This is a genomic window from Roseinatronobacter sp., from assembly GCF_051859525.1.
In the GTDB taxonomy this organism is placed as follows: Bacteria; Pseudomonadota; Alphaproteobacteria; order Rhodobacterales; family Rhodobacteraceae; genus Roseinatronobacter.
In genome coordinates, this window is record NZ_JBHYFM010000001.1 from 248,971 (window position 1) to 272,972 (window position 24,002).

Consider the following 24,002-nt stretch of genomic DNA (forward strand, 5'->3'; position numbering starts at 1 on the left):
TTTTATGTTGTCAAAACGTGCAGATCCGGAACAGGACAGCGACTGCAAAAGCGGGTGGACTGCCCTAATTCCGGCCCAGTTCGATGGGCATAAGCCCAAGGTGCTGCGCGGTGTCCAGTGTCAGGATGGGACTGTCAAACCCCTGCGCACGCTGGAACCGCCGCACGGCGTCGCGCGTCGGCCCGTCGGCCATGCCGGTGACCGGACCATCATAATGGCCCCGCGCTTTTAGGGCGCGTTGCAGCGTGGACATGAATTCGGGCGTCATATGCTCCGGACAGGGGACGCGAAAAGCGACTTCCTCGATTGTATCGCTGTTTTGCGCGCCGCGCGTTGCATAGCGCGCCCAGCACAAGCGGCTGTTTGTCTGGGGCAGGGCAAGATGGGACTGCTCAATACGCGCGCGGCTTGTCTCCACCGGATTGGCCAGCGCGGGTGCTGTAATTGCCAGCATTGCGGCCATCCAGACACCAAACTTTGCCCCTGTGGACAGGGACAGCAGAGAAGCTTTGAAATGGTTGCCTGTGCGGGTCATGTTTCTCATTCTGCAACAATACCAACCGATTCGGGCAAAAAATTGACGATACCGCGATAAAACTTGACCCAGCTGCCACAGAATTCACATCTGGCCAAAGCGGCAGTGCTATTTTATGTCCGTACCGTATCGAGCTTATCAGAGGGTATCATGGCCAGAATCACTTATGTCGAATTCAACGGGACTGAACATGTGGTGGATGTTGCCGCGGGCCTGACCGTCATGGAAGGTGCGCGCGACAACGGGATTCCCGGTATCGAAGCGGATTGTGGTGGCGCCTGTGCCTGTTCGACCTGCCATGTCTATATTGCGCCGGACTGGGTTGAGAAACTGCCGCCCAAAGACCCGATGGAAGAAGACATGCTGGATTTCGCCTTTCAACCGGATGCGCAACGCTCGCGCCTTACCTGTCAGGTCAAGGTGACGGATGATCTGGACGGGTTGAAGGTATTCATGCCCGAAAAGCAGATTTGACAGGTTTGCCTTAACACAGATTTAACCAATATCTGGCAGCCTTCTGGAAACGAGTTTCGGTTTTCCAGAAGGAATTGACCCATGACAGAAGCGCTGATTCTTGGATTGACGGTTTCTGTCGGCTCTGCATTGGCCGTTTTGGGCGCGCTGATGATTATGTCAGGCCTGTCCAGGCGACGGACCCCGCCTGTCTTCTCGCCCGATATTGAAGACCAGGACGCGGTGTTCGTGTTCCGTGACGGGTCTATGGTTGATTGCTCTGATCGGGGCCGTCAACTGCTGTCGGAAATTGGCAATGCCAGCGTGATGGTTGATGCCGGACAAACCGACACTGGTGTGCTTGATGCGCTATTGGGCTATCTGGCGCCGCATTTTCCCGACCTGCGGGGCCAGCTTGCGCAGCTGGCACAAAATGGCGTTCTGGAACTGCAAGCGGCTGATGACAGTGGCCTGCGGTTGAAGGCGCAATGGCGGTGCGGGCTGGCCCATCTGCGGATCTGCGACACCAGTGCAGAAGGGGGGCTGGTTGCGATGGACCGGCTTAGCTACAAGGCGCTGCATAAGGAATTGCACAATCTGCGCGATGTCACACGCGCGGCCCCCTTGCTGATCTGGCAAAGTGATGAACAGGGGCAAATCACTTGGGCGAACACGGCCTATATCGCGGCCCTGCATGACAGCGGACGAACCGAACAGCACGCGCTGACATGGCCCTTGCCGGCATTATTTTCATGTGGCGACCTGCCGTGCCGTCTGGCACTGGAGTTCGATGACGGCCCGCGATGGTATTCTTATACGACCGTTCCGGCGGGTCAGCAGGTTTTGCATTTCGCAACACCGATTGACGCAACTGTTCAATCCGAATTTGCACGACGCGAAATGATGCAGATGCTGACGCGCACCTTTGCAACGCTGCCAATCGGTCTGGCCCTGTTCGACGCTGATCGCAGATTGCAGGTGTTCAACCCCGCATTGGTTGACCTGACGGGGCTGGACCCGTTTTTTCTGGCGGCACGTCCTGATCTGGGGCAAATGCTGCATAATCTTCGTGAATTGCGCATGGTGCCGGAACCCAAGGATTTCGGGACATGGCGCGATGAAATCATCAAGATGGAACAAGCGGCCGCTTCGGGCAGTTTCAGCGAGGAATGGCACCTTGAGGCCGGGCGCATCTATCATGTGACCGCAACACCGCAGCCTGACGGCGCGCTGGCCTTCTTCATTCAGGACATCACATCCGAGGCCGGACTGATGCGCGGCTACAAGGCGGAAATTGAAACCGCACAGAACATCCTTGATGTCCTGCCGGACGGGGTGGCCGCATTCAACCTTGCGGGGCAGGCGATCTTTGCAAATGCGGGCTATGTGGCGCTGTGGGGCAACGACCCGTGCACCGATATGTCGGATGCCGGACTGGAACACGCCATCACCATTTGGGCGCAACGCTGCGAGGCGACGGATTTCTGGGTGCGACTGGCCGGTTTCGTTGCCAGCCCAGATCCGGATGCGGAACTGACGGGCACCAGCACGCTGAAATCGGGCGTGCCGATTGCGCTGCGTGCCCAAAGGCTGATTGGCGGCGGGGTCGTCATAACCTTCAGGCAACTCGTGGCGCAACGTGGCGTGCCCAAGGCAGAACTGGCGCAGCACCGCGACCGGATAAACCGCCCCGATTCTGCAAACCCCCGCAGCATGTGGCCGGTTCAGGGCGCTGCGCCCGCTGCACGCGCGCCCGGTCCCGAACCTGTGTCCATGCACCATGATACGCCGGTCAAATTCCGTTCGGTCAAACACAAGGGCAGCCGTATTCGTGCGTGACGGGACTGGTGCAGGCGGTTGCGACATGGCAGTGTCGCAGATATGTGCGATACCCGATACCAGACCCCATTCCTGACAGTCACGACAGTCAGTCCCGAACAGACAGCAACACTTGCTGCGCATCTGGGGCGATTGCTTGTCGGTGGCGATGTCCTTTTGCTGAATGGCGCCGTTGGTGCAGGCAAAAGCCATTTCGCGCGCGCACTGATTCAGGCACGGCTGGCGGATCTTGGCCGCGTCGAGGATGTGCCGTCCCCGACATTCACGCTGGTGCAAACCTATGATCTGGATACGGTCGAATTGTGGCATGCAGACCTGTACCGAATGTCAGATCCGCATGACTGCCTTGAGCTGGGGCTGGATCATGCGTTTGAAACCGCCATCTGCCTGATCGAATGGCCGGACCAACTGGCCGGACATGCCCCGACAGATGCGCTGACCGTGAATTTTCGTCAGGCAGATGACCCCGACACGCGCCATCTGGAATTCAGTGCAACTGCGGATCGCTGGCGCGGGCTTCTTGCGCAACTGCCCAAGGATGGTTTCGCATGACGGGCGGGGTTTCAATTTTTGCACCGCAGGACCATCCGCGGGTTTTTGCCCTGCCGCCCGGCGCGGATTTTCCTGCCCTTCTGGCCAGTGGCCTTGTTGAACGGCTGGCCCCGCTGGCGCCCGAAGCGCGCGCAAGGGTCACCGTGCTGGTCAATTCCGGCCGGATGCAACGACGCCTGCGCAGCTGTCTTGCTGCGCATGGCCCTGCTGTTTTGCCCCGTATCCGGCTTGTCACTGAACCGTTGACGCTTGCGGGGGCCGCAGGTCTGCCGCCACCAGTGCCCCCGTTGCGCAGGCGTCTGGAAATCGCGCAGCTTGTCGACCGGCTTCTGGTGGCCGACCCGACGCTTGCGCCGCGGTCCGCGCTGTATGATCTGGCCGACAGCCTTGCGCGGCTGTTTACAGAAATGCAGGCCGAGGGGGTGGCGTTTGACGTGCTGGACGCGCTTGATGTCAGCAGTCATTCGGGCCATTGGCAGCGTTCGCTGAATTTCATCCGTCTGGTGCAGACGGTCATCACATCCGACACGCCCGACGCCGAGGGGCGGCTGCGTGCGCAAACACTGGCCTTGATTGCCCAATGGCACGCCACGCCCCCCGACGATCCGGTCATTATTGCGGGGTCTACCGGATCACGCGGGACCACGGCCTTGCTGATGCAGGCTGTTGCAGACCTGCCGCAAGGGGCCATACTCCTGCCGGGGTTCGATTTTGATATGCCGCCCGCGATCTGGGACAGTCTGGACGACAGCCTGAGCAGCGAGGACCACCCGCAATACCGGTATCGGCGTTTGATGTCGCAACTGGATCTGTCGCCTGCGCAGGTCCGGCACTGGTCTGCGGCACCTGCGCCGGCACCTGCGCGCAACCGTCTGGTGTCATTGGCATTGCGTCCAGCACCTGTGACCGACCAATGGATGCATGAAGGGCGCTTGCTGCAAGATATCGCAAGCGCGACTGCGGGTCTGTCCCTTCTGGAAGCGCCGTCCCCCCGCATGGAGGCCCAGGCCATTGCCGCACGGTTGCGCGATGCGGTCCAACACGGGCAGTCCGCCGCCTTGGTCACGCCTGATCGCAACCTGACCCGTATGGTCACCGCCGCGCTGGACCGCTGGCGTATTGTGCCCGATGACAGTGCGGGCCGCCCCTTGGCGCTGTCGGCGCCGGGCCGGTTTCTGCGGCATTGCGCGGGTCTGATGGCGCGCCGGCTGGAGGGGCAGACCCTGCTCGGCGTGCTGAAACACCCGCTATGTCACAGCGCGGGGGATCGCGGGCCGCATTTGCTGAACACGCGCAATCTGGAATTGCACCTGCGGCGGCAGGCCGTGGCCTTTCCTGATGGCGCATATCTTCGGGCATGGGGGCAGGCGGCTGGGGCCGGGGCGTGGGCCGACTGGCTGGCGCAGGTCTTGCCCGCAGTGTCAGACACACCGCGCCCGCTGGCCGGTTTGGTGGCAGATCACATTGCCCTTGCCGAGGGGCTGGCGCGTGGCCTGCAAGCGGGCACCGGTGAATTGTGGCTTCAGGCGGCGGGCAAACAAGCCCTTGCAGCAATGTCCGAACTGGCGGCCGAGGCGGCGCATGGCGGGGCCATGACACCCGCAGATTACGAAGGGTTTGTAACCTCCTATCTGCAACAGCAGGACGTTCGGGAGGCGGTGAATGCCGACCCGCGTGTCATGATCTGGGGCACATTGGAGGCCCGCGTTCAAGGGGCCGAACTGGTCATCCTTGCCGGATTGAATGAGGGCGTCTGGCCAAAAGCGCCCGACCCCGACCCCTGGCTGAACCGGCGCATGCGCGCTGATGCGGGGCTGTTGCTGCCGGAACGCCAGATCGGCTTGTCGGCCCATGATTTTCAACAAGCCATCGCCGCGCCGCAGGTGGTGCTGTGTCGTGCCATCCGCGATGCGGAGGCAAAAACCGTGCCATCGCGCTGGTTGAACCGGCTGACCAACCTGCTGGGCGGCTTGCCCGAACAGGGCGGCAAGACAGCGCTGGAAGATATGCGCGCCCGCGGGCAACGCTGGCTGGATATCGCCGCCGCCTTCGAGGGGGATTTTCGCACCATTGCGCAGGACCGGCCCGCGCAGCGCCCAGCACCTGCCCCCCCCGCGGATGCGCGCCCGCGCGAATTGCCTGTCACCGCCATCAGCAGGCTTATTCGTGACCCGTTCGAAGTGTATGCGAAATATGTCTTGCAGTTGCGCAAGCTGAACCCGTTGCACCCTGCTGCTGATGCCTTGCTGCGCGGCACTGTCCTGCACAAGGTTCTGGAATCCTTTACCAAAGCCCCGTTGCACCCCGACCCCTTGGCGCAGTTGTTGGGCATGGCTGATGATGTGCTGGCGCGCACAGTGCCATGGCCTGCGGCGCGCGCGTTATGGCGGGCGCGGCTGGGCCGTGCCGCGCAGGCATTTCTTGATTTCCATCTGTCGCAACAGGGCCGGATCGTGTTGCAGGAAACCAAAGGCGCGATGCAGTTTCCCGAAATCGGGTTTACCCTGACCGCGAAGCCCGACCGCGTTGATTTGCGACCTGACGGTCAGGCGCATGTGATTGATTACAAGACCGGCACGCCGCCCACACAGGCGCAGCAGGCCAATTTTGACAAGCAGCTTCTGCTTCAGGCCGTGATGGTCGAGGCGGGCGCCTTCGCCGAACTTGGCCCCTTGCCGGTTGCGCGCATCACATATCTGGGCCTTGGCGCAACCCCCAAGCGCGAGGAAATGGACGTGAACGAGGAGTTGAACGCCGCCACGCGCGAAGAATTTGAAACACTCATGCGCGCCTATCTGTCACCTGATCAGGGCTTTGCTGCGCGCCGCATGCTGTTTATGGAACGCGACCAATCCGATTACGACCATCTGTCGCGCTATGGTGAATGGAGTATGCAGGACGCCCCTGTCGTGGTGCCCGTCGGTCGCGATGACAAGGACAGCACAGCATGAGTTTTGATGACGCAACACTGTCCCAGAACCGTGCATCAGATCCGGCTGCGTCTACATGGTTGTCGGCGAATGCGGGGTCGGGCAAGACCAAGGTTCTGACCGACCGTGTGGCGCGGTTGTTGCTGCGCGGGGTGTCACCGCAGCGCATTTTGTGCCTGACCTATACCAAGGCAGCCGCCAGCGAGATGCAGAACCGCCTGTTCAACCTGCTGGGCAAATGGGCCATGCTGCCCGATCAGGCCCTGTCGGCAGAGTTGCACAAGATAGGCGAGGTGGCCGCCAGCCCCGACAGTCTGGCGCAGGCCCGCCGCCTGTTCGCCCGCGCGATCGAGGCACCGGGGGGGCTGAAAATCCAGACCATCCATTCGTTCTGCGCGTCCCTGCTGCGCCGCTTTCCACTGGAAGCGGGCCTGTCACCGGCCTTCAAGGAAATGGACGACCGTTCAGCGCATGCCCTGCGCGCCGACGTGCTGGACCGGCTGGCCGAGATGCCGCAGGATCAGGACGTGTTCGCGCAACTGGCTGCGGTCTTTACCGGCGCTGAAATCGATGCACTTCTGATGGAAATCTGCGCGAATGCCGACGCGTTTGCAGGCGCGGTTCCAGACGCGGATTTGCGTGCCGCCTTTGGCCTGCCTGCCGGATATGATGCAGATGCGTTGTGGCGAGAGGTGTTTCTAGGCTCCGAGCAGGAATTGCTGGCGCAGGTGGTGCCCGTGCTGGCCGCAGGCAGCAAGACCGACCAGAAAGCCGCGGTCAAGCTGCACAATCTGAACCTTGATGACGGGCGCAGCGCCGCCTTGCAGGTTCTGGAAGATGTCGTGCTGACGGGCAGCGGTGCCAAGGAACCCTTTACGGCCAAGATCGGCAGTTTTCCGACCAAAGGCACCCAAGCGGCGCTGGGCGCGCTGATGCAGCCGTTAAATGACCTGATGGCGCGCGTGGAAGGCGCGCGCGCGCGCCGCGTCGCGCTGGCCTGCCTGACCCGCAGTCTGGCGCTGCACCGGTTTGCGCGGGCGTTTGTGCCCGCCTATGCCCAGGCCAAGGCCGCGCGGGGCTGGCTGGATTTCGATGATCTGATCACCCGCACCGGCCAGTTGCTGACCGACCCGTCGGTTGCGCAATGGGTGTTGTTCAAACTCGATGGCGGGGTTGACCATATTCTGGTCGATGAGGCGCAGGACACCAGCCCCGGCCAATGGCGGGTGATTGAACAGCTGGCGCAGGAATTCACCGCAGGTCTGGGCGCGCGCGACGGGTCGCGCACCTTGTTTGTCGTTGGCGACAAAAAGCAGTCCATCTATTCCTTTCAGGGGGCGGATTTGCAGGTATTCGACCGCATGCAGTCCCAGTTCCGTGACCGGCTGGCCGCCGTCGAGGTTCAGTTGAACGAAGCGCTTCTGGCGCATAGTTTCCGGTCATCCGATGCCGTGCTGCGCAGCGTTGACCAGACATTCCGCCCGCCGCATGATCAGGGCTTGGGCGGGGTGCCGGATCATATTGCGTTTTTCAACACGATGCCGGGGCGGGTTGACCTTTGGCCGGTGATCGAGAAACCGGACAAGCCCGAAGACCCCGAATGGTTCCAGCCGGTCGATATCATGGCCGAAGAACACCACACGCGAAAGCTGGCGCAAACCATAGCGGGTGAACTGCGCCGGATGATCGACATGCGCACGCCGATCCCCGCCAAGGGGGGCGCGCGGGCCATGAATGAAGGGGATGTGCTGATCCTTGTGCGGCGTCGCGGCCCGCTGTTTCATGAGATTATAAGCGCCTGCAAGGCGGCAGGGCTGGAAATGGCCGGTGCGGACAGGTTGCGGCTGGGCGGTGAAATGGCGGTGCGCGACCTGACGGCGCTGCTGTCCTTTCTGGCCACGCCGGAAGATGAACTGTCATTGGCGGCCTGTCTGCGCTCGCCCTTGTTCGGGTGGTCTGATGATGCGCTGTTCAGGCTGGCCCACGGGCGCGCGGGGGCATTCTTATGGACCCGCCTGCGCGAGAGGGGCGATGCCGGTACGCTGGCCATACTGGATGATATGCGCAGCCAGACCGATTTCCTGCGCCCCTTCGATCTGGTGGAACGGATATTGACGCGCCATGACGGGCGCAGGCGCCTGCTGGCCCGTCTTGGCCCCGAGGCCGAGGACGGGATCGACGCGTTCCTGTCGCAGGCGCTGGCCTATGAGCAGTTGGAAACGCCCAGCCTGACGGGGTTCCTGTCATGGCTGGAACATGGCGATGTCCAGATCAAACGCGAGTTGGACAGCGCTGGTGCGCGGTTGCGCGTGATGACGGTGCACGGGGCCAAAGGACTGGAAGCGCCTGTCGTCATTCTGCCCGATACCGCCGATATCTCGCCCACCGAACGCAGGCAGATTTTCCCTGTGGCGGGCACCGTCGCGTGGCGCGGGACCAAAGGGGACACGCCGCCCGAATTGCAAGCGGCGGTGGACAATCTGGCCGATGCCCGCGCCCAGGAGGATGCGCGCCTGCTATATGTGGCCATGACGCGCGCTGAAAGCTGGTTGATCGTCGCGGGCGCAGGGACCACCAAACGCGAGGCATGCTGGCATAATATGGTCGCGCAGGGGCTGGCCCATGCGGGTGCCGTGCCGTGCGCCATGCCCACAGGGCAGGGCATGCGCCATCAGCATCAGGACTGGCCCGACGCGCTGCCGGATGCCGCAACGCGCGGGGCGGATGAAGCGGCCGCGCAGGTGCCGGATTTCATGTGGGCGCCGGTCGGCATGGCCGCGCCCGCACTGGCGGTGGTTTCCCCGTCGCGGTTGGGCGGGGCCAAGGCCTTGCCAGGTGATGCGGGCCTTGACGAAGACGCGGCCTTGGCGCGTGGGCAACAGATCCACCTGTTGCTGGAGCATCTGCCCCTGTGGCCGCAGGCAGACTGGTCCATGCGCGCGGCAGACCTGCTGTCAAGCAGCGCGACAGGCCGGCCCGACGATCTGGACACCATGCTGCGCGAAGTGGGCAGGGTCCTGTCCATGCCGGACCTTGCGCCCATATTCGCCCAAGGCACTTTGGCCGAGGTCGAAATCGCCGCAACCCTGTTTGGCAGGCCGCTTGCGGGCATTATCGACCGGCTGGTGATATCAAAGGACGAGGTGCAGGCGGTTGATTTCAAATCGAACGCGATTGTCCCGCAAAACGCAGCCGAGGTGCCCGAAGGGTTGTTGCGCCAGATGGGGGCCTATGCCCATGCCCTGAAACAGGTTTTTCCGGGCCGGACCATACGCACGGGGCTGTTGTGGACGACATCTGCGCAACTGATGTGGTTGCCCGACGATCTGGTTGTTGCCGCGCTGGACCGCGCAGCGCTTGAAACCCCGCGCGCGGAGGCATAACTAGGGCGCAACCGAAACACAAAATCTGGAGGGGCCGATGCCCACTGTTGCTGTTACCGATGCCACCTTTGACGCCGAAGTGCGCCAGTCCGATATTCCCGTAGTTGTCGATTTCTGGGCCGAATGGTGCGGCCCGTGCAAACAGATCGGCCCCGCACTGGAAGAATTGTCCACAGAGTATGCGGGCCGTGTGAAAATCGCCAAGGTCAATGTTGATGAAAACCCCGGCACTGCCGCCCAGATGGGGATTCGCGGCATTCCGGCGCTGTTCATGTTCAAGGACGGTCAGGTCGTGTCCAACAAGGTTGGTGCAGCGCCGAAATCCGCGCTGGACAGCTGGATCAGCGGCGAAATCTGATCTTGTGGCCGCAAGGGGCCGCAGATGATGCGCGCCCCTTGCCGCGCCCGCGACCCCGCCGGCTGCGGGGCCTTCGGCAGAGTATTTTTAGCAAGATGAAGAGGGCGCGATGAGCGATTTTCCGGGATGGCACGGGACCACCATTATTGCGGTGCGCCGCGGTGGTGAGGTGGTCGTTGCGGGGGATGGTCAGGTGTCGCTGGGCCAGACGGTGATCAAGGGCAGCGCGCGCAAGGTGCGGCGGCTGTCGCCCGGCGGCTATCCGGTGGTGGCCGGTTTTGCCGGCTCTACGGCGGATGCGTTTACCCTGTTGGAACGGCTGGAGGCGAAACTGGAAGCCACACCCGGACAGCTGGCACGCGCATCGGTGGAGCTGGCCAAGGACTGGCGCACGGACAAGTATTTGCAAAAGCTGGAAGCGATGCTGATTGTCACGGACGGGCGCGACCTGTTTGTGATTACCGGCGCGGGCGATGTGCTGGAGCCGGAACATGATGTGGCCGCCATCGGCTCTGGCGGGAATTTTGCACTGGCGGCTGCGCGCGGGCTTATGGAAACCGACCTGCCCGCCGAAGATGTGGCCCGCCGCGCCATGGCGATTGCTGCCGATATCTGCGTTTATACCAATGGCAACCTGACGGTGGAGAAGATCACCCCATGACCGACCTGACCCCGCGCGAGATTGTCAGCGAACTTGACCGGTTCATCATTGGCCAGAAGGATGCCAAGCGCGCTGTCGCTGTGGCGCTGCGCAACCGCTGGCGGCGCAAGCAACTGGCCGCCGACCTGCGCGAGGAAGTCTATCCCAAGAATATTCTGATGATTGGCCCAACAGGTGTGGGCAAGACAGAAATCAGCCGCCGTTTGGCCAAGCTGGCGCGCGCGCCCTTCATCAAGGTCGAGGCCACGAAGTTCACCGAAGTGGGCTATGTCGGGCGTGATGTTGAACAAATCATCCGCGATCTGGTCGATGCGGCCATTGCCATGACCCGCGATCATATGCGCGAGGCCGTGAAAGCGCGCGCGCACAAAGCCGCCGAGGACCGCGTGATCGAAGCCATTGCTGGCAAGGACGCCCGCGAAGCCACCCGCGAGATGTTCCGCCGCAAACTTCTGTCGGGCGAGCTGGATGATACCGAGATTGAAATAGAGCTGGCCGACACATCGAACCCGATGGGGGCCATGTTCGACATTCCCGGCCAGCCCGGCAGCCAGATGATGAATCTGGGCGATCTGTTTGGCAAGGCAATGGGCGGGCGCACCACCCGCAAGAAGGTGACCGTCTCTGAGAGCCATGACCTGTTGGTCGCCGAGGAGGCCGACAAGCTGCTGGATGATGAGGCGGTAACACGCGCCGCGCTGGAAGCGGTGGAACAAAACGGCATTGTCTTTCTGGACGAAATTGACAAGGTCTGTGCGCGTGCCGATATGCGCGGCGGGGATGTTAGCCGCGAAGGGGTGCAGCGGGACCTGCTGCCGCTGATCGAGGGGACGACCGTGTCCACCAAACACGGGCCGGTCAAGACAGACCATATTCTGTTCATCGCCTCTGGTGCGTTCCATATTGCCAAACCGTCGGACCTGCTGCCGGAATTGCAAGGGCGTTTGCCCATTCGTGTGGAGCTGCGCGCCCTGACCGAACAGGATTTCGTGCGTATTCTGACCGAAACCGACAATGCGCTGACACGCCAGTACACTGCCCTGATGGCGACCGAGACGGTCGAGGTGACCTTCACCGAAGACGGGATCGCCGCACTGGCCAAGATTGCCGCCGATGTGAACCACGCGGTCGAGAATATCGGCGCGCGCAGGCTTTATACAGTGATGGAACGTGTGTTCGAGGAGTTGTCCTTTCACGCGCCCGACAGGGCGGGGCAAGGGGTAACCGTGGATGCCGCATTCGTTGAAACGAATATCGGCGATCTGGCCCGATCCACCGATCTGAGCCGCTACGTTCTGTAACAGTTGCGCATCGCCACTGGACGGATTGGCAAGTTATCTTATATATCTGGTCAGGTATTGCGGTTCTTAACCGCCAGTCAGGAAGGCGCGGGGCGCATGAGCATGGAAGAAAATCAAGGCGATCTGCTGATCAAACCGTCCAGCACGGACCACGCGCTGTATGATGCCGCCGTCGAGGCGTGCAAAACGGTGTATGATCCGGAAATTCCGGTCAATATATTCGACCTTGGATTGATCTATACAATCACGATTTCTGACGCGGGCGAGGTGGATGTCATCATGACCCTGACCGCGCCCGGCTGTCCCGTGGCTGGTGAAATGCCCGGCTGGGTGCATGACGCGATCAGTGCGGTGCCAGGGGTGCAATCGGTCAATGTGGAAATGACCTTCGACCCGCAATGGGGCATGGACATGATGTCGGATGAGGCGCGGCTGGAACTGGGGTTCATGTAATGGATGCTGCCTTGTCCGAACGTGACAAGATGCTGTCGGGCGCCCCCTATGACCCGGGCTGCCCCGAACTGAAGGCCATGCGCCACAAGGCGCAATCGCTGATGCGTGATTACAACCAGACGATCATGGGCGATGCGGACCGCGCAGGGCTGATGACCGCGCTGCTGGGCAGCTGGAACGGGGCCGTCATTCGCCCGCCCTTTCATGTTGATTACGGGGCGCATATTCATTTCGGGCCAGGGTGTTTCGTGAATTTCAACTGCGTCATTCTGGATGTGTGCGACGTGCGCATTGGCGCGCGCACGCAGATTGGCCCGAATGTCCAGATACTGACGGCCGATCATCCGCGCGACGTGGCTGCGCGCGCCCGTCTTGAGGAATGGGGCCGCCCGATCACCATTGGCGCCGATGTCTGGATCGGGGGTGGTGCAATCATACTTCCCGGTGTGACCGTCGGTGACGGCGCCATTATTGGCGCAGGCGCAGTGGTGACCCGTGATGTCGCGGCGGGCGTAACTGTTGCCGGAAATCCGGCGCGCACCCTGAACTGCAAGGATAGAAACTGATGTTCGCAATTCCCGGTAAATCCCCTGTCACATTGACGCCTGCTGCCGTGCGTCAAATTCGCCGCCTTATGGACCGCGAAGGTGCCAAAGGGCTGCGCGTGGGCGTGAAAAAAGGCGGCTGTGCGGGCATGGAATACACCATGGAAGCCGCACAGGATGTTCAGGACAATGAAGAACTGGTCGAACAGGACGGTGCCTGCGTGATCATCGCGCCCATGGCGCAGATGTTCTTGTTCGGGACGGAAATCGATTACGAGATCAGCCTGATCGAAAGCGCGTTCCGGTTCCGCAACCCGAATGTGACGGATGCGTGCGGATGCGGTGAATCGATAAAATTCGACGATGTCGAGACATTGACCGAACGCATGAATTCGGCGCGCAGCGGCTGATTGCATCATCTGCCGAGAGCCGGTATCTGGGACGAAATATCGAAAGGGACAGGTATGAATGCTCCGCGCAAGCTGGCCGCTGGCAATTGGAAGATGAATGGTCTTCGCGCTGATGTGCAGGAGGCCCGCAAACTGGCCGCGGAGTTTCCGTCCTCCTCAGTGGATATCGTATTATGCCCCCCCGCGACCCTGATCGGGGCGATGGCGGCCAGTTTGGTCGGCACCTCTGTCCGTGTGGGCGGGCAGGATTGCCATACCGCCGCCAAGGGCGCGCATACAGGTGATATTTCGGCCGCAATGCTGTTTGATGCAGGTGCGCATCATGTCATCCTGGGCCATTCCGAACGGCGCGCCGATCATGGGGAAACATCCGGACTGGTTGCACAAAAGGCGCGTGCCGCGCATGAAGCCGGGCTGGTTGCGATTATATGCGTTGGCGAAACAGAAGCGCAGCGCGATGCAGGGGAAACCCTTGATGTCGTTCTGTCGCAATTGTCCGAATCATTGCCCGAACAGGCAACGGCGTCAAATACTGTTGTGGCCTATGAACCTGTCTGGGCGATCGGTACGGGGCGCACACCCACGCTGGAACAGATTGCCGAGGTCCATGATGCGTTGCGTGCGCATGTGCCCGATGGCGCAATCCCGCTTTTGTATGGTGGTTCGGTCAAGCCCGCGAACGCGGCCGAGATTTTTGCGATCCCGAACGTGGATGGCGCGCTTGTTGGCGGGGCTTCGTTGAATGCAAGCGATTTTGGCGCGATTGTTGCGGCTTTGGGGGCTGCCTGAAACCGTCCCTGATCGTCGCGGTAGATTGGGTCGTCTGATGCGCGGCGCCTATGCGCTTGCCAATGCATAGATTCCGTTTGCTTCGATGACGGTCGGTGTGTCGAAAGAAAGCGCGCAGAACTGTATGTTTTTAACCCTCACCGTGCACACTTGAATACCGTCAACAAGCGCATCGGCAGGGCTGAGGACCGGCTTGCCAAAGATTATATGGCTGCGCCAATCCTGAACCGCAAGTTTCTGATCCCGGGTGACAAGAAGCGTATCCGCAGGGTTGTGTGATGCGCGCGCCCCAAAAGTGGAAGGTGCTATTCGGACCAGCTCGTCACCTTGGACTGTGAATTTTCGAACCGACCGGATTTCGACAATCTGATCGTCAATGTCCAGCAACAAATCCCCGGCCATAAGCGTTTCAATCCGGCGCGGACCCGTGATGGTCCGGATATGTGTGCCAGCGGCCAAACCCGCAGGGACGGGCACCTTCCGTTTCGACGCCGGGTGCGGTGGCTTGCGCAATGCCGGCGCTAATGTGACTGCATTTTCAAACATTTTCGAATCTCCTGACTAAAATATGCCGGAAATAGGTAAGGACAGGGTTAACACGGTCATATTTCGCAAGTGTTTCCAATTCAGAGACAATCAACCGAGAATATGGCAGTATTTTGTTCAAAACGCGGAAAGCATATGTCCATCTGGCAAGGTTAATTCGCGCTGCTTCGATCCTGATCTCTTTATCGGACGGGCGTTTTGGCTGGCAGGGCAGGGAAATTCTGGCTGAAATACAGTGTTCCAATTTACCCTTTGCTTGCGTGTCGTCACACCAGACAACTGTTGTGACAACTGCAAAGTTTTCTAAACAGCACTATGCCGGCAGGGCAGCTTGATCTGTTCGCTACAGCCTGCAAGTTGGCACTGCTTCAAGGCCTGACAACCCCGTTTCAGTCCCCCCAGAACTCGCTACAATCTTGTGCCGTGGATTTCTGTTCCGAAGGGGCGGCCTTCTGCAGCCGTTTCGATTGTGCCGCCATCAGCAACCCCGCAGCCGCAGCCGCAGGGCAACAGGTCCCCTTGTCGTCGATTGTGCTGGTGAGCGCCTCCAGATATTGCGCCAATCCATCAAGGCCCTGACGTAACAGGTCTGCATTTTGCAAGCGCGTTGCATCGGCTCTGCCGACTTGCGCGAATGCAGCCCCGATCGTGGCGTCCAGACACTCCGCTTCCAGGGACAGGAACCTGGCTTCATCCACTGCGCGCAACAGCCCTTCGGAAATTGATACGCGGGTCTCCTCATGCGGATGTGACACTTCGGATTTTCTGGCAAGCGCTCTTGAGCATGTCATTGCAGCTTGCCCGTCACGGATTCAATACAGCGCAGCAATGCTTCCTTGGTAAAAGGCTTGGTCAGAAAATTGTTCATGCCCGCGCGTTGGCCGCGTTCCAGCAGGGCGCGATCTGCCTTGCCGGTAATCAGAATGAACCCCATTCGGTGGGTCGATTTGTTGGAACGCAATGCCTCAAGCAGGGTGATACCGTCCATTCCGGGCATGTTATAATCCGAAATCACAAGATGAACCGGCGATGCCACAAGCCGTTTCAGCGCGCTTTCTCCATTTGCCTCATATTGCACATTCGAAATTCCTGCCCAGTCAAGCGCTTGTTCTATGAGGCCGCGACTGACAGACATGTCATCAACGACCATCACATGAAGCTGAGATTTTAGAAGCATCGGGGTTTCCTTTGTTATTCGTCTTGGAACGGGTTTCGTTATTCATGGATCGACGCAGGCGTGAATTTTCGCGCCCCTGCCTGCGGGACGAATGGTCCGTGCATGCCCGACATGACCTAACGCGCCGATTCCGGCGTTGTCGCGATATAGTGCGTTGGCCCTGCCAGACGGAACATCGCACTTGCCGATCCGTCCAGCCGTTCGGAATGGCCAATAAACAGATGTCCGCCTGGATGAAGCTGGTTTGAAAAGCGCTGCCACAGCAGCCTGCGCGCATTGCCATCAAAGTAGATCACCACATTGCGGCAGAAAATGACGTCGAACTTTGCCGCAAACGGCCAATCCTGATGCAAATTCAGTTCTGCAAAACGCATGATGTTGCGCAGTGATGCGCGTATCTCGTAGGAATTTCCTGAAGGGCTGAAATGTGTCCGTAGCCTTGTCGGGTCCAGCCCTTGCAGCGATGCCTCTGAATATATGCCGGTTTCGGCCTTCTCAACCATCAGCGGGTCAATGTCGGTAGCAAGAATCAGAAGATCATAGCGTGCCACATCTGGAAAGGCTTCCAGCACCGTCATGGCGATTGAATAGGCTTCTTCGCCAGACGAACACGCTGCAGACCAAAGCCGGACACGCCCGCCCTTGCGTGCGGTTTCGATCAATGGCGGCAGGACCTGGCTTGCCAGGCTTTCGAAATGATGGGCTTCCCGGAAAAATGCTGTCACATTCGTCGTGACAGCCGACAACATTTTCCGACGTTCCTCTGACCCGTCAGGGCCGTCCAGCAGGGTGCAATATGCACCATACTCGGACAGGCCCAACACGCGAAGGCGCCGGTTCAGGCGTGCCATCAGCAAACCGCGCTTTGCTTCTGTCAGGACAATACCCGAATCGTCATGTACGATTTTTGCAATCCGGTTGAATTGGTCCGGCGTCAGTGAAGGCTGTGTTTCAACAAGCATATGGTTCACGCATGGGCAAGTTGCGGGGCAGGGAGCAGCTGTGCAAGGTCGATTTTGCGCAGAATCCGGCCATCGTCGAAGGTGATCATGCCCGTGATGAACTCTCGGGACGGGTCGGATGCGATATCGGGAACAGCTTGAATGTTCTCATCCTCAATCGTTACGATGTCTGACACAAGATCTGCCAACAGGCCAACGATCCTGCCCTCATGGAAGGCGATGATCACGACATGGCGTTGCGAGGGATCTGACGGCCCGAAGCCCAGCCGCGCGGAAAGGTCGACAACCGTGACAACGGACCCGCGCAGATTGATCACCCCCTTCACATAGCTGGGTGCATGAGGCAGGACCGTGGTTGGTGTCCATCCGCGAATTTCGCGTACTAGATTGATATCAATGCAGAAGTCCTGTTCTGCAAGTTTGAATGCGACAACTTCTTGTTTGCCGGCTGAACTGTGGGACATGGTTTCTAGCATCTTGTTATCCGTTTGCTGCGAAGGGCATTGCAGAGCGACCTTGCTCGGACAATGACGAAAGGACGATTTCTTCCGGGTCGATGATCAGGGCGATATTTCCATCGCCCAGAATTGTTGCGGCGGACACACCTGGCACCCGTCCGTAGTTTTCTTCCAGACTTTTGATGACGACCTGTCGCTGATCGAATATTCCGTCGACATGCAAGGCGGCCCGTTTATGTGTGTCGGTCTCGACCACAATAAGAACGCCGCCATCAAGCGTAGCGGGGGTGTGGCGAAGCCCGAAGGAACAGGCCAGGTCGATTATCGGAATCAGTTCCCCCCGGTTTGAGAGCACCCTGCCATTCTTGCCGATCCCGTGAAGGGTTGCCGAAGTTGGCCGCAATGTTTCCTGAACCGCAGTGATCGGCAGGACCATCGTCTGGTCGCGCAGCTGAATAAGCATGCCTTCCAAAACAGCGAGTGTCAGCGGAAGTGCGATCGAGAAGGTTGTTCCTTCGCCCTCTTTGGACTGAATCATCACGCGGCCGCCAAGCGACATAATTTCGCGGCGCACGACATCCAGCCCGACGCCGCGCCCTGACAGTGCAGAGACTTCTTCCTTGGACGAGAAGCCCGGAAGAAAAAGCAGGGAGTCCACTTCGTTCGCCGAGAGCACGGCACCGGGTGGAATCAAGCCACGATCCTCGGCGATTTTGCGGACGCGTTCACGATTGATACCGCCGCCATCGTCGGACACCTCGATCTGAACACGTCCGGACCTGTGTGCCGCAGACAAGGTAATCGTACCTTCTTGCGGCTTTCCGCGACGCTGGCGGGTTACCGCGTCTTCCAGACCATGATCGATTGAGTTGCGGATCATATGCGTCAGAGGATCGATCAGCCTTTCGATCATGGTTTTGTCAACCTCGGTGTTTTCGCCCAAGGTTTCCAGTCTTACTTTCTTTCCGGTTGCGTCTGCAGCTTCGCGCAAAATGCGATGCATCCGTTGAAATACCAGTTTCAGGGGTTGTGCCCTGATGGACATGACGCTTTCCTGAATGTCGCCGGCCAGTTGCCGAATACCTTCCAGCGCTGTGACGACATCGGGTTCTTCTGTGAAGCCTGCGGTTTCCACGACCTGATAGAGCATTGCCTCTTTGATGACCAACTCGCCAATCATGTTCATCAGCTTGTCCACGCGGTCCAGACTGACCCTTATGGTCGCAGATTGCGCGTTGGTTTGCGTGTTCTGAACGGACGGTGTTCCGGCAGATGCGCCAGGTTTCACGCTATCATCCGTTTCCGGCAGACGCGTCTCCACGCCTTGGGGGCTTGCTGCAATTTGGTCCGGTGGATCAGCTGAAACCCCGCAATCCTCCGGCAGCAGGCCGGGGCCATGTTCATTGATATCGACCTGACAACAATCGACAACAAACTCGAAAATCTGCTGTATATCTGCCAATGGTGCGGCTGTGGTCAGCTCGACTTGCCAGCTCAGGCGTGTTTCTTCGACCGACCAGTCAGACAGCCTGGGGACATTCGCGGTATTCACCGAAACCGATGCATCCCCGAGTTGCCCAATCGCAGTGAGCAAGGCGACAGGGTCGTTGCCGGTTCGATACATCTCCGGGTCCGGAGTGAACATAATCATGTAAGTGGACTGCCCGACCGGTGCGCCCAAGGGGGCAAAATCCAGTGTCAGCGGAACGAATTCTATTTCCTGATCGTCATCATCCCCCTCATCACCGATCAGGCGGTCCAACTCGCCAAGCAGGTCTTCAATGCGGGTCTGGTCTGCCGGGGCCGAGTTTCGCGCGGCCGCGACAAGATCGGTCAGCAAATCCGAGGAGCGATGCAGAACGGCCATCACGTCCTCATTCGCGACCAGCCGGTCAGAACGCAGAAGGTCCAGAACTGTTTCGAAACGATGCGCGAATGTCACCAGATCGGCCAACCCGAATGCGGCTGCGGCCCCTTTCATCGAATGAACCGCCCTGAACACGGAGTGAACGGTTTCCATTTCGTGATCGGGCAGTTCCATCTCGCGCAGGCCGGTCGCCAGATTGTCGAGCAATTCATCACACTCGACAAAGAACATCTCTAGAAATTCGTCCATATCGGGCATTGCGCCTACCTCCCCAATACGCGGTTGATCACGGCCAGCAAGCGTTCATCATCGAAGGGTTTGACGATCCAGCCGGTCGCGCCCGCGTTGCGTGCACGCGTCTTAAGATCGGTGCTGCTTTCGGTTGTCAGCACCAGAATCGGGATGCTGGAATAGCTTCCGGTGGCGCGCACAGTCTCAATCAGGCCAAAGCCATCCATTTTGGGCATGTTGATATCCGTGATAATAAGATCCGGATCCGCGTCTGACAGGGTTCCCACGCCTTCAACACCATCCGAGGCAAGATACACCTCGAAGCCGGCCTTGCGCAGCACATTCGCGACAAGGCCGCGTATCGTCGGAGAATCATCAACAGCCAGAATACGCGCCGTCATTTCTGCACCTCTACATTCAATACCTTTGGGTCCACGCCCAGAATTTCAAAAGCGTTCAATATGGTGTCGGGCCAGTGTCGTGTTTCGAATTGCAGGCCGTCTTCGTGCCATTGGCGATGGGCGGAGATCAGCATTTCCAAACCGGCACCGCCAAGCCGCCTGACGTCACTTGCGTCAAGGACAATATCCTCTCCCAATCTGTCCAGAAGTTGCGTGGCAACAAGCTGCGCACCCCGCTGGTCGAGAACCTCTGGCAGTTTCAATTCTGGCATGGCACCCCCATTTCGCAATCTGGCGATAATTTCAGACAAGTCGTTCCAAATACGACATGCGACGTTTTCTTCGCATCTGTCCGAGGGGTAGCATCGCTCTCTTAAGAATTGGTTTCGAGCGCGTCGGTTCTTTTAATCCTGATGACAGGCCGACGCACAGAATTTCTTAAACAGTCTGGAGTAGCTTGGACGCAGATGCGGAAGGAGCTTCTTGTGATTGATCCGGTAATTCTTATTGCAGACCCGAATCGCGCCAGACGCGCAATGCTGTTGGCACATTGCGCCGACGCCGGGGTTGATTGCGTCATTGATGCTGGCACGCTTGGCGAAACCTATCAGCTTGCTGAACAGCATGTGCCCAAACGTGTTGCAATCGCTGCGGATTTTGTGCGCGTGACGGAATTTTCCGTCCTGATGGATATGCTGCAAATGATTTCAGCACAGGTGCTGATCTATGGCGACGGGATGGTTGATGCGCCCTACAAGGTGTTCCGGCTTGATGGCCGCGAATCAGCCGGGCGGCTTGTAACCTTGTTATCTGCAGGGCTGGTGGCTGCCAGCCCCGTTGCGGCAGAACCCAAGGTCACAAGAATCATGTCTGCGCCGGCGGGGCCGGTGGCGAACAAGCTGGTGCTGATTGGTGCATCGACGGGCGGAATTACCGCGCTTGAAACAATTTTGTCCGGTTTCCCCGAGGATTGCCCGCCCACGATGGTGGTGCAACATATCCGCCCCGGATTCGCGGAGGGGTTTATCCGCCGCCTGAATGAAACTGTCCGCCCGAATGTTGTTGCCGCCGGAAACGGGGCGCCGCTGCGTGTTGGGAACGTCTATGTGGCCGCAGGAAATGACCGCCACCTTGGGGTTGTCCAACGCGGCGGGTTGCAGGCGCGCCTGATAGAAGGGGACGCGGTTTCGGGCCATTGCCCGTCTGTGGATGTGTTGTTCGAACAGGCAGCGCAGCTTGCGGACAGAATTTCCATCAGTGCTGCCATCCTTACCGGCATGGGGGCTGATGGTGCCGCGGGCATGCGCAGTCTGCGCGCGGCGGGCGCCTATACCGTTGCGCAGGACAAGGGCAGTTCGGTCGTCTGGGGCATGCCGCGTGTCGCCGTTGAACTGGGCGCGGTGGTCGATGTGCTTCCCCTCGCATTTATTGGCAAGGCGCTGCTGCGCGCGCAGTCACGCACGGCCCTGCGTCAGGGAAGGGTCATGCCATGACTGATCTGCACAAGAAGGTCATTCATATCGTCCAGGGGGAACATCGTATCTCCGAGCAGCCGGATGTTGTGATCACAACAGTCCTTGGGTCGTGCGTGGCCGCTTGCATCTTCGATCCCGAACGGGGGATCGGCGGCATGAACCATTTTCTGCTGCCGGACCCGATATCCGGGTCGGGCGACATACGGTATGCCGCTGCAGCTATGGAGACACTGATCAACGGATTGCTACGCCAGGGGGCGATGCGTTCTCGTATGCAGGCCAAGCTGTTCGGTGGCGCAAGGATGATGCCCTCCTTGCCGGATATCGGGCGGCGGAATGCGGACGCGGCCCAGCGTATCCTTCAGAATGACGGGATTCGCATTGTGAATGGCGATCTATGTGGCAACGAGGCCCGGCGCGTCCGGTTCTGGCCGACAAGCGGGCGTGTTCAGGTTCAACTCCTTGGAAACGAGGCGCCGCCGCTTGTCGAAAAGCCTGTGCGTCCGCAATCCGGCGAGGTTGAGCTGTTCTGAATGCAGCGCATTGGTCTGAACATCGCGAAGAATGGCGCCTAAGCCCGTGGGCGATAAGCACTCATTAACATGCAGGCGCTATTATGGCGTAAAGTTAAAGGGCCAGAGAAATGCTTGGGCAGTCTGAAAAAATTTTTCCAGTCGCGGTTTCCCTAACGGGACTTGTCGCATTGGGCGTAATGCAGTTGTCGCCCGCCCCGCAGGACAGCGTAACAGCCCTGCTATTCTCTCCGATGCTGTCACAGGCAACTGTTTTACAAGAAACCGCCGCGCTTGGCCTGCCAATACGGAATTTGCACTGGAACGGCTATCTGGTGGAACTCGATATATCCGACCTGCCGGAACATATGAAAACGGGTCTGGCGGGCCTTGTTGCCCAACCTGCCGTCCAGCTTTCCCTGCGGTCTGCTGTGCTATGCGCGCCCCCCCCTATATCAAAGGAAAACCAGCAATGGCGATAACCACTACAGCGCCTGACATGCTTCTTGAAATCCGCAAGCGCGGCGCATTCGGAATTTGCCTGCTGTTATGGGGAATGGTCGCACAAGTGGCCATAATCGCGTGGGTGCTGGCGGTGCCCTCGACCTACATCCTTGTGCTTATGGTCGCGCTTGCTGGGGTCACGACCTTTGAATACAAACGCAATCCGGCCGGCGAAAGTGTGCAACTGACCTCGGCGGCGGCGCTGGCGATCGGGGTTGCATTGCCGGTGGCGCAGTTTGCCGGACATCCGTGGCAGCCGGATATGCACATGCAGTTTTTCGCGGCGCTGGCGGTTCTGGGGATATATTGCAACTGGCGCGCGATTGTTCTTTATACAGCGCTGGTGGCCGTTCACCATCTGGCCTTGACGCTGGCTTTGCCCGCTGCCGTGCTGCCCGGTGGCACAGATATCGGGCGCGTATTGCTACATGCCGCTATTCTTCTGGTCGAGGCGGCCGCGCTTGTCATAATTGCGTTGCTTGTCCGCAGGGCCTTGCTGCAAGCCGCAGACTCGGCCGCAAAGGCGCAAACAGCGCGTCATGACGCAGAAAACCTGCGACGGGTTCAGGCCGAACAGGCTGAAACCCTTGCCCAGCAGAAAGCGGCGGAAGCGGCACGCCAACAACGTGTTGTTCGTGAACTTGAAGCCGGTCTGCTGCGGTTGTCAGAAGGGAACCTGAAAACGCCCATCGACAGCGATGAGCATGATCCATTCCCCGTGGAATACGAGAGTATCCGGCAGGCCTATAACCAGACATTGCTTTTGCAAGACGACCTTCTGGTCCGCGTTGATCTGGTGGCTGGGGCAGTTCGGTCCGAAGCGGTCGAGATTGAACGCGCTGCCCAGCAATTGTTCGAGCGCGCGCAAGCCCAGTCCAGCAGCTTGCGTGACGGCCGCACCGCCCTTCAGAGGGTGATTGAACTCGTGGACTCCAGCCATTCGGATTCCCGCAAAGCGACCGAAGAAAGCCGCGAAAGCGAAAGTCAGGCCACGGCAGGGCGCAGCATCATGGAAGACGCCGTCGAGGCAATGCGCGCCATCGAAGAAAGCTCCGAGCAGATTTCGCGCATTATCGGCGTGATCGAGGATATCGCCTTCCAGACCAACCTTCTTGCCCTGAACGCAGGGGTCGAGGCGGCCAGGGCGGGGGAAGCAGGGCGCGGCTTTGCCGTTGTTGCCGCAGAAGTGCGCGGTCTGGCAGAACGCGCGTCCGGATCCGCAAGGGAGATCCGCACCCTTATTGCACAAGGCTCCGGTCATGTCAGTGACGGGTCCAGCCTGGTGCGCCGCACGAAAGAGGCCCTGTCCGGAATTGTTGAACGTGCCTCTCAGGTGCGCGTGCTTATGGATGGTATCAGCGCCGCATCCACGGACCAGCTGGCTGGGCTGCACCGCACAGACGCGGTCATGGTGCAGGCGGAAGCTGGCAATACCCAGACACAGGATGCCGCACAAGATACCCAGGCAGTGGCAATCAGAATTGGCAAGCAAGCTGATGAACTTGTCGCCACCTTGCAATCCTATCTGACCACACCAGGAAAGATGGACTGGTCTGACATCGAGGATATGGCAGACCGTTCCGACGCGTCCCCCGAAATCCGTTTCGCGAGGAGTGCATCATAGTCACATTTCAACCAACCGGCACATGGGCAGGTTCCG

At 59.7% G+C, this 24,002-nt stretch carries 25 protein-coding genes; 16 read left to right on the forward strand and 9 right to left on the reverse strand.

Annotated elements, in window-relative coordinates; translation table 11 throughout:
- Positions 1–64: 64 nt before the first annotated feature.
- Positions 65–535: a peptidoglycan-binding domain-containing protein gene (locus tag ACTIE1_RS01195; protein ID WP_439563230.1), complete on the reverse strand. Its 471-nt coding sequence runs from the start codon at positions 533–535 to the stop codon at positions 65–67.
- 150 nt (positions 536–685) lie between these two features.
- Between ACTIE1_RS01195 and ACTIE1_RS01200 the strand changes: the two genes are divergently transcribed.
- The 12 genes from ACTIE1_RS01200 to tpiA all read left to right on the forward strand — a co-directional run bounded on the left by ACTIE1_RS01200 (position 686) and on the right by tpiA (position 14,209).
- A complete protein-coding gene (locus ACTIE1_RS01200) occupies positions 686–1,009 on the forward strand; it encodes a 2Fe-2S iron-sulfur cluster-binding protein (RefSeq protein WP_439560204.1) in 324 nt (107 codons plus the stop codon).
- Between the two features lie 81 nt (positions 1,010–1,090).
- Positions 1,091–2,827, forward strand: coding sequence for a PAS-domain containing protein (locus tag ACTIE1_RS01205; protein WP_439560203.1), 1,737 nt, complete (start codon positions 1,091–1,093; stop codon positions 2,825–2,827).
- Between the two features lie 42 nt (positions 2,828–2,869).
- Positions 2,870–3,379, forward strand: a complete 510-nt coding sequence (gene tsaE, locus ACTIE1_RS01210; RefSeq protein ID WP_439560202.1) for a tRNA (adenosine(37)-N6)-threonylcarbamoyltransferase complex ATPase subunit type 1 TsaE — start codon at positions 2,870–2,872, stop codon at positions 3,377–3,379.
- Positions 3,376–6,330: a double-strand break repair protein AddB gene (addB, locus tag ACTIE1_RS01215; protein ID WP_439560201.1), complete on the forward strand. Its 2,955-nt coding sequence runs from the start codon at positions 3,376–3,378 to the stop codon at positions 6,328–6,330. Before tsaE ends, addB begins: the two co-directional genes overlap by 4 nt.
- Positions 6,327–9,692: a double-strand break repair helicase AddA gene (gene addA, locus ACTIE1_RS01220; RefSeq protein ID WP_439560200.1), complete on the forward strand. Its 3,366-nt coding sequence runs from the start codon at positions 6,327–6,329 to the stop codon at positions 9,690–9,692. The genes addB and addA overlap by 4 nt, the downstream gene beginning before the upstream one ends.
- Before the next feature lie 37 nt (positions 9,693–9,729).
- Positions 9,730–10,050 (forward strand): thioredoxin, encoded by a 321-nt coding sequence (gene trxA / locus ACTIE1_RS01225; protein WP_439560199.1) that lies wholly within the window; start codon positions 9,730–9,732, stop codon positions 10,048–10,050.
- Between the two features lie 109 nt (positions 10,051–10,159).
- Positions 10,160–10,711, forward strand: coding sequence for an ATP-dependent protease subunit HslV (gene hslV / locus ACTIE1_RS01230; protein WP_439560198.1), 552 nt, complete (start codon positions 10,160–10,162; stop codon positions 10,709–10,711).
- Positions 10,708–12,012, forward strand: coding sequence for an ATP-dependent protease ATPase subunit HslU (hslU, locus tag ACTIE1_RS01235; protein WP_439560197.1), 1,305 nt, complete (start codon positions 10,708–10,710; stop codon positions 12,010–12,012). Before hslV ends, hslU begins: the two co-directional genes overlap by 4 nt.
- 96 nt (positions 12,013–12,108) lie before the next feature.
- Positions 12,109–12,465 carry an SUF system Fe-S cluster assembly protein gene (locus ACTIE1_RS01240; protein ID WP_439560196.1) on the forward strand — a complete coding sequence of 119 codons (357 nt, stop codon included), beginning with the start codon at positions 12,109–12,111 and terminating at the stop codon, positions 12,463–12,465.
- Positions 12,465–13,031 carry a sugar O-acetyltransferase gene (locus tag ACTIE1_RS01245; protein ID WP_439560195.1) on the forward strand — a complete coding sequence of 189 codons (567 nt, stop codon included), beginning with the start codon at positions 12,465–12,467 and terminating at the stop codon, positions 13,029–13,031. The genes ACTIE1_RS01240 and ACTIE1_RS01245 overlap by 1 nt, the downstream gene beginning before the upstream one ends.
- Complete coding sequence (locus tag ACTIE1_RS01250) at positions 13,031–13,420, forward strand: HesB/IscA family protein (protein WP_439560194.1); 390 nt, start codon at positions 13,031–13,033, stop codon at positions 13,418–13,420. Before ACTIE1_RS01245 ends, ACTIE1_RS01250 begins: the two co-directional genes overlap by 1 nt.
- Positions 13,421–13,474: 54 nt before the next feature.
- Positions 13,475–14,209 carry a triose-phosphate isomerase gene (tpiA, locus tag ACTIE1_RS01255; RefSeq protein WP_439560193.1) on the forward strand — a complete coding sequence of 245 codons (735 nt, stop codon included), beginning with the start codon at positions 13,475–13,477 and terminating at the stop codon, positions 14,207–14,209.
- Positions 14,210–14,257: 48 nt separating this feature from the next.
- Here tpiA and ACTIE1_RS01260 read toward each other — a convergent pair whose 3' ends face one another.
- The 8 genes from ACTIE1_RS01260 to ACTIE1_RS01295 form a co-directional block, all read right to left on the reverse strand.
- Complete coding sequence (locus ACTIE1_RS01260) at positions 14,258–14,755, reverse strand: Hint domain-containing protein (RefSeq protein WP_439560192.1); 498 nt, start codon at positions 14,753–14,755, stop codon at positions 14,258–14,260.
- Between the two features lie 389 nt (positions 14,756–15,144).
- Positions 15,145–15,546 carry a hypothetical protein gene (locus ACTIE1_RS01265; protein ID WP_439560191.1) on the reverse strand — a complete coding sequence of 134 codons (402 nt, stop codon included), beginning with the start codon at positions 15,544–15,546 and terminating at the stop codon, positions 15,145–15,147.
- Positions 15,543–15,932, reverse strand: a complete 390-nt coding sequence (locus ACTIE1_RS01270) for a response regulator (protein ID WP_439560190.1) — start codon at positions 15,930–15,932, stop codon at positions 15,543–15,545. Before ACTIE1_RS01270 ends, ACTIE1_RS01265 begins: the two co-directional genes overlap by 4 nt.
- Before the next feature lie 116 nt (positions 15,933–16,048).
- On the reverse strand, positions 16,049–16,894 hold the full coding sequence (locus tag ACTIE1_RS01275) for a protein-glutamate O-methyltransferase (protein WP_439563231.1): 846 nt from the start codon (positions 16,892–16,894) through the stop codon (positions 16,049–16,051).
- A gap of 5 nt (positions 16,895–16,899) precedes the next feature.
- Entirely contained in the window at positions 16,900–17,370 is a 471-nt protein-coding gene (locus ACTIE1_RS01280) for a chemotaxis protein CheW (protein WP_439563232.1), read from the reverse strand.
- Between the two features lie 4 nt (positions 17,371–17,374).
- Complete coding sequence (locus ACTIE1_RS01285; RefSeq protein WP_439560187.1) at positions 17,375–19,477, reverse strand: chemotaxis protein CheA; 2,103 nt, start codon at positions 19,475–19,477, stop codon at positions 17,375–17,377.
- A 5-nt stretch (positions 19,478–19,482) separates the two neighbouring features.
- Positions 19,483–19,851, reverse strand: a complete 369-nt coding sequence (locus tag ACTIE1_RS01290; RefSeq protein WP_439560186.1) for a response regulator — start codon at positions 19,849–19,851, stop codon at positions 19,483–19,485.
- On the reverse strand, positions 19,848–20,123 hold the full coding sequence (locus ACTIE1_RS01295) for an STAS domain-containing protein (RefSeq protein ID WP_439560185.1): 276 nt from the start codon (positions 20,121–20,123) through the stop codon (positions 19,848–19,850). The genes ACTIE1_RS01290 and ACTIE1_RS01295 overlap by 4 nt, the downstream gene beginning before the upstream one ends.
- Before the next feature lie 213 nt (positions 20,124–20,336).
- Here ACTIE1_RS01295 and ACTIE1_RS01300 point away from each other — a divergent pair, with 213 nt between their 5' ends.
- From ACTIE1_RS01300 to ACTIE1_RS01315, 4 genes are all read left to right on the forward strand, one after another.
- The gene (locus tag ACTIE1_RS01300) at positions 20,337–21,344 is read left to right on the forward strand and encodes a CheB methylesterase domain-containing protein (RefSeq protein WP_439560184.1); all 1,008 of its coding nucleotides are present in this window, start codon (positions 20,337–20,339) and stop codon (positions 21,342–21,344) included.
- Positions 21,341–21,859 (forward strand): chemotaxis protein CheD, encoded by a 519-nt coding sequence (locus tag ACTIE1_RS01305; RefSeq protein ID WP_439560183.1) that lies wholly within the window; start codon positions 21,341–21,343, stop codon positions 21,857–21,859. Before ACTIE1_RS01300 ends, ACTIE1_RS01305 begins: the two co-directional genes overlap by 4 nt.
- Before the next feature lie 110 nt (positions 21,860–21,969).
- Positions 21,970–22,320 (forward strand): hypothetical protein, encoded by a 351-nt coding sequence (locus tag ACTIE1_RS01310; RefSeq protein WP_439560182.1) that lies wholly within the window; start codon positions 21,970–21,972, stop codon positions 22,318–22,320.
- The gene (locus ACTIE1_RS01315; RefSeq protein ID WP_439560181.1) at positions 22,311–23,966 is read left to right on the forward strand and encodes a methyl-accepting chemotaxis protein; all 1,656 of its coding nucleotides are present in this window, start codon (positions 22,311–22,313) and stop codon (positions 23,964–23,966) included. Before ACTIE1_RS01310 ends, ACTIE1_RS01315 begins: the two co-directional genes overlap by 10 nt.
- The last annotated feature ends 36 nt before the right edge of the window (positions 23,967–24,002 follow it).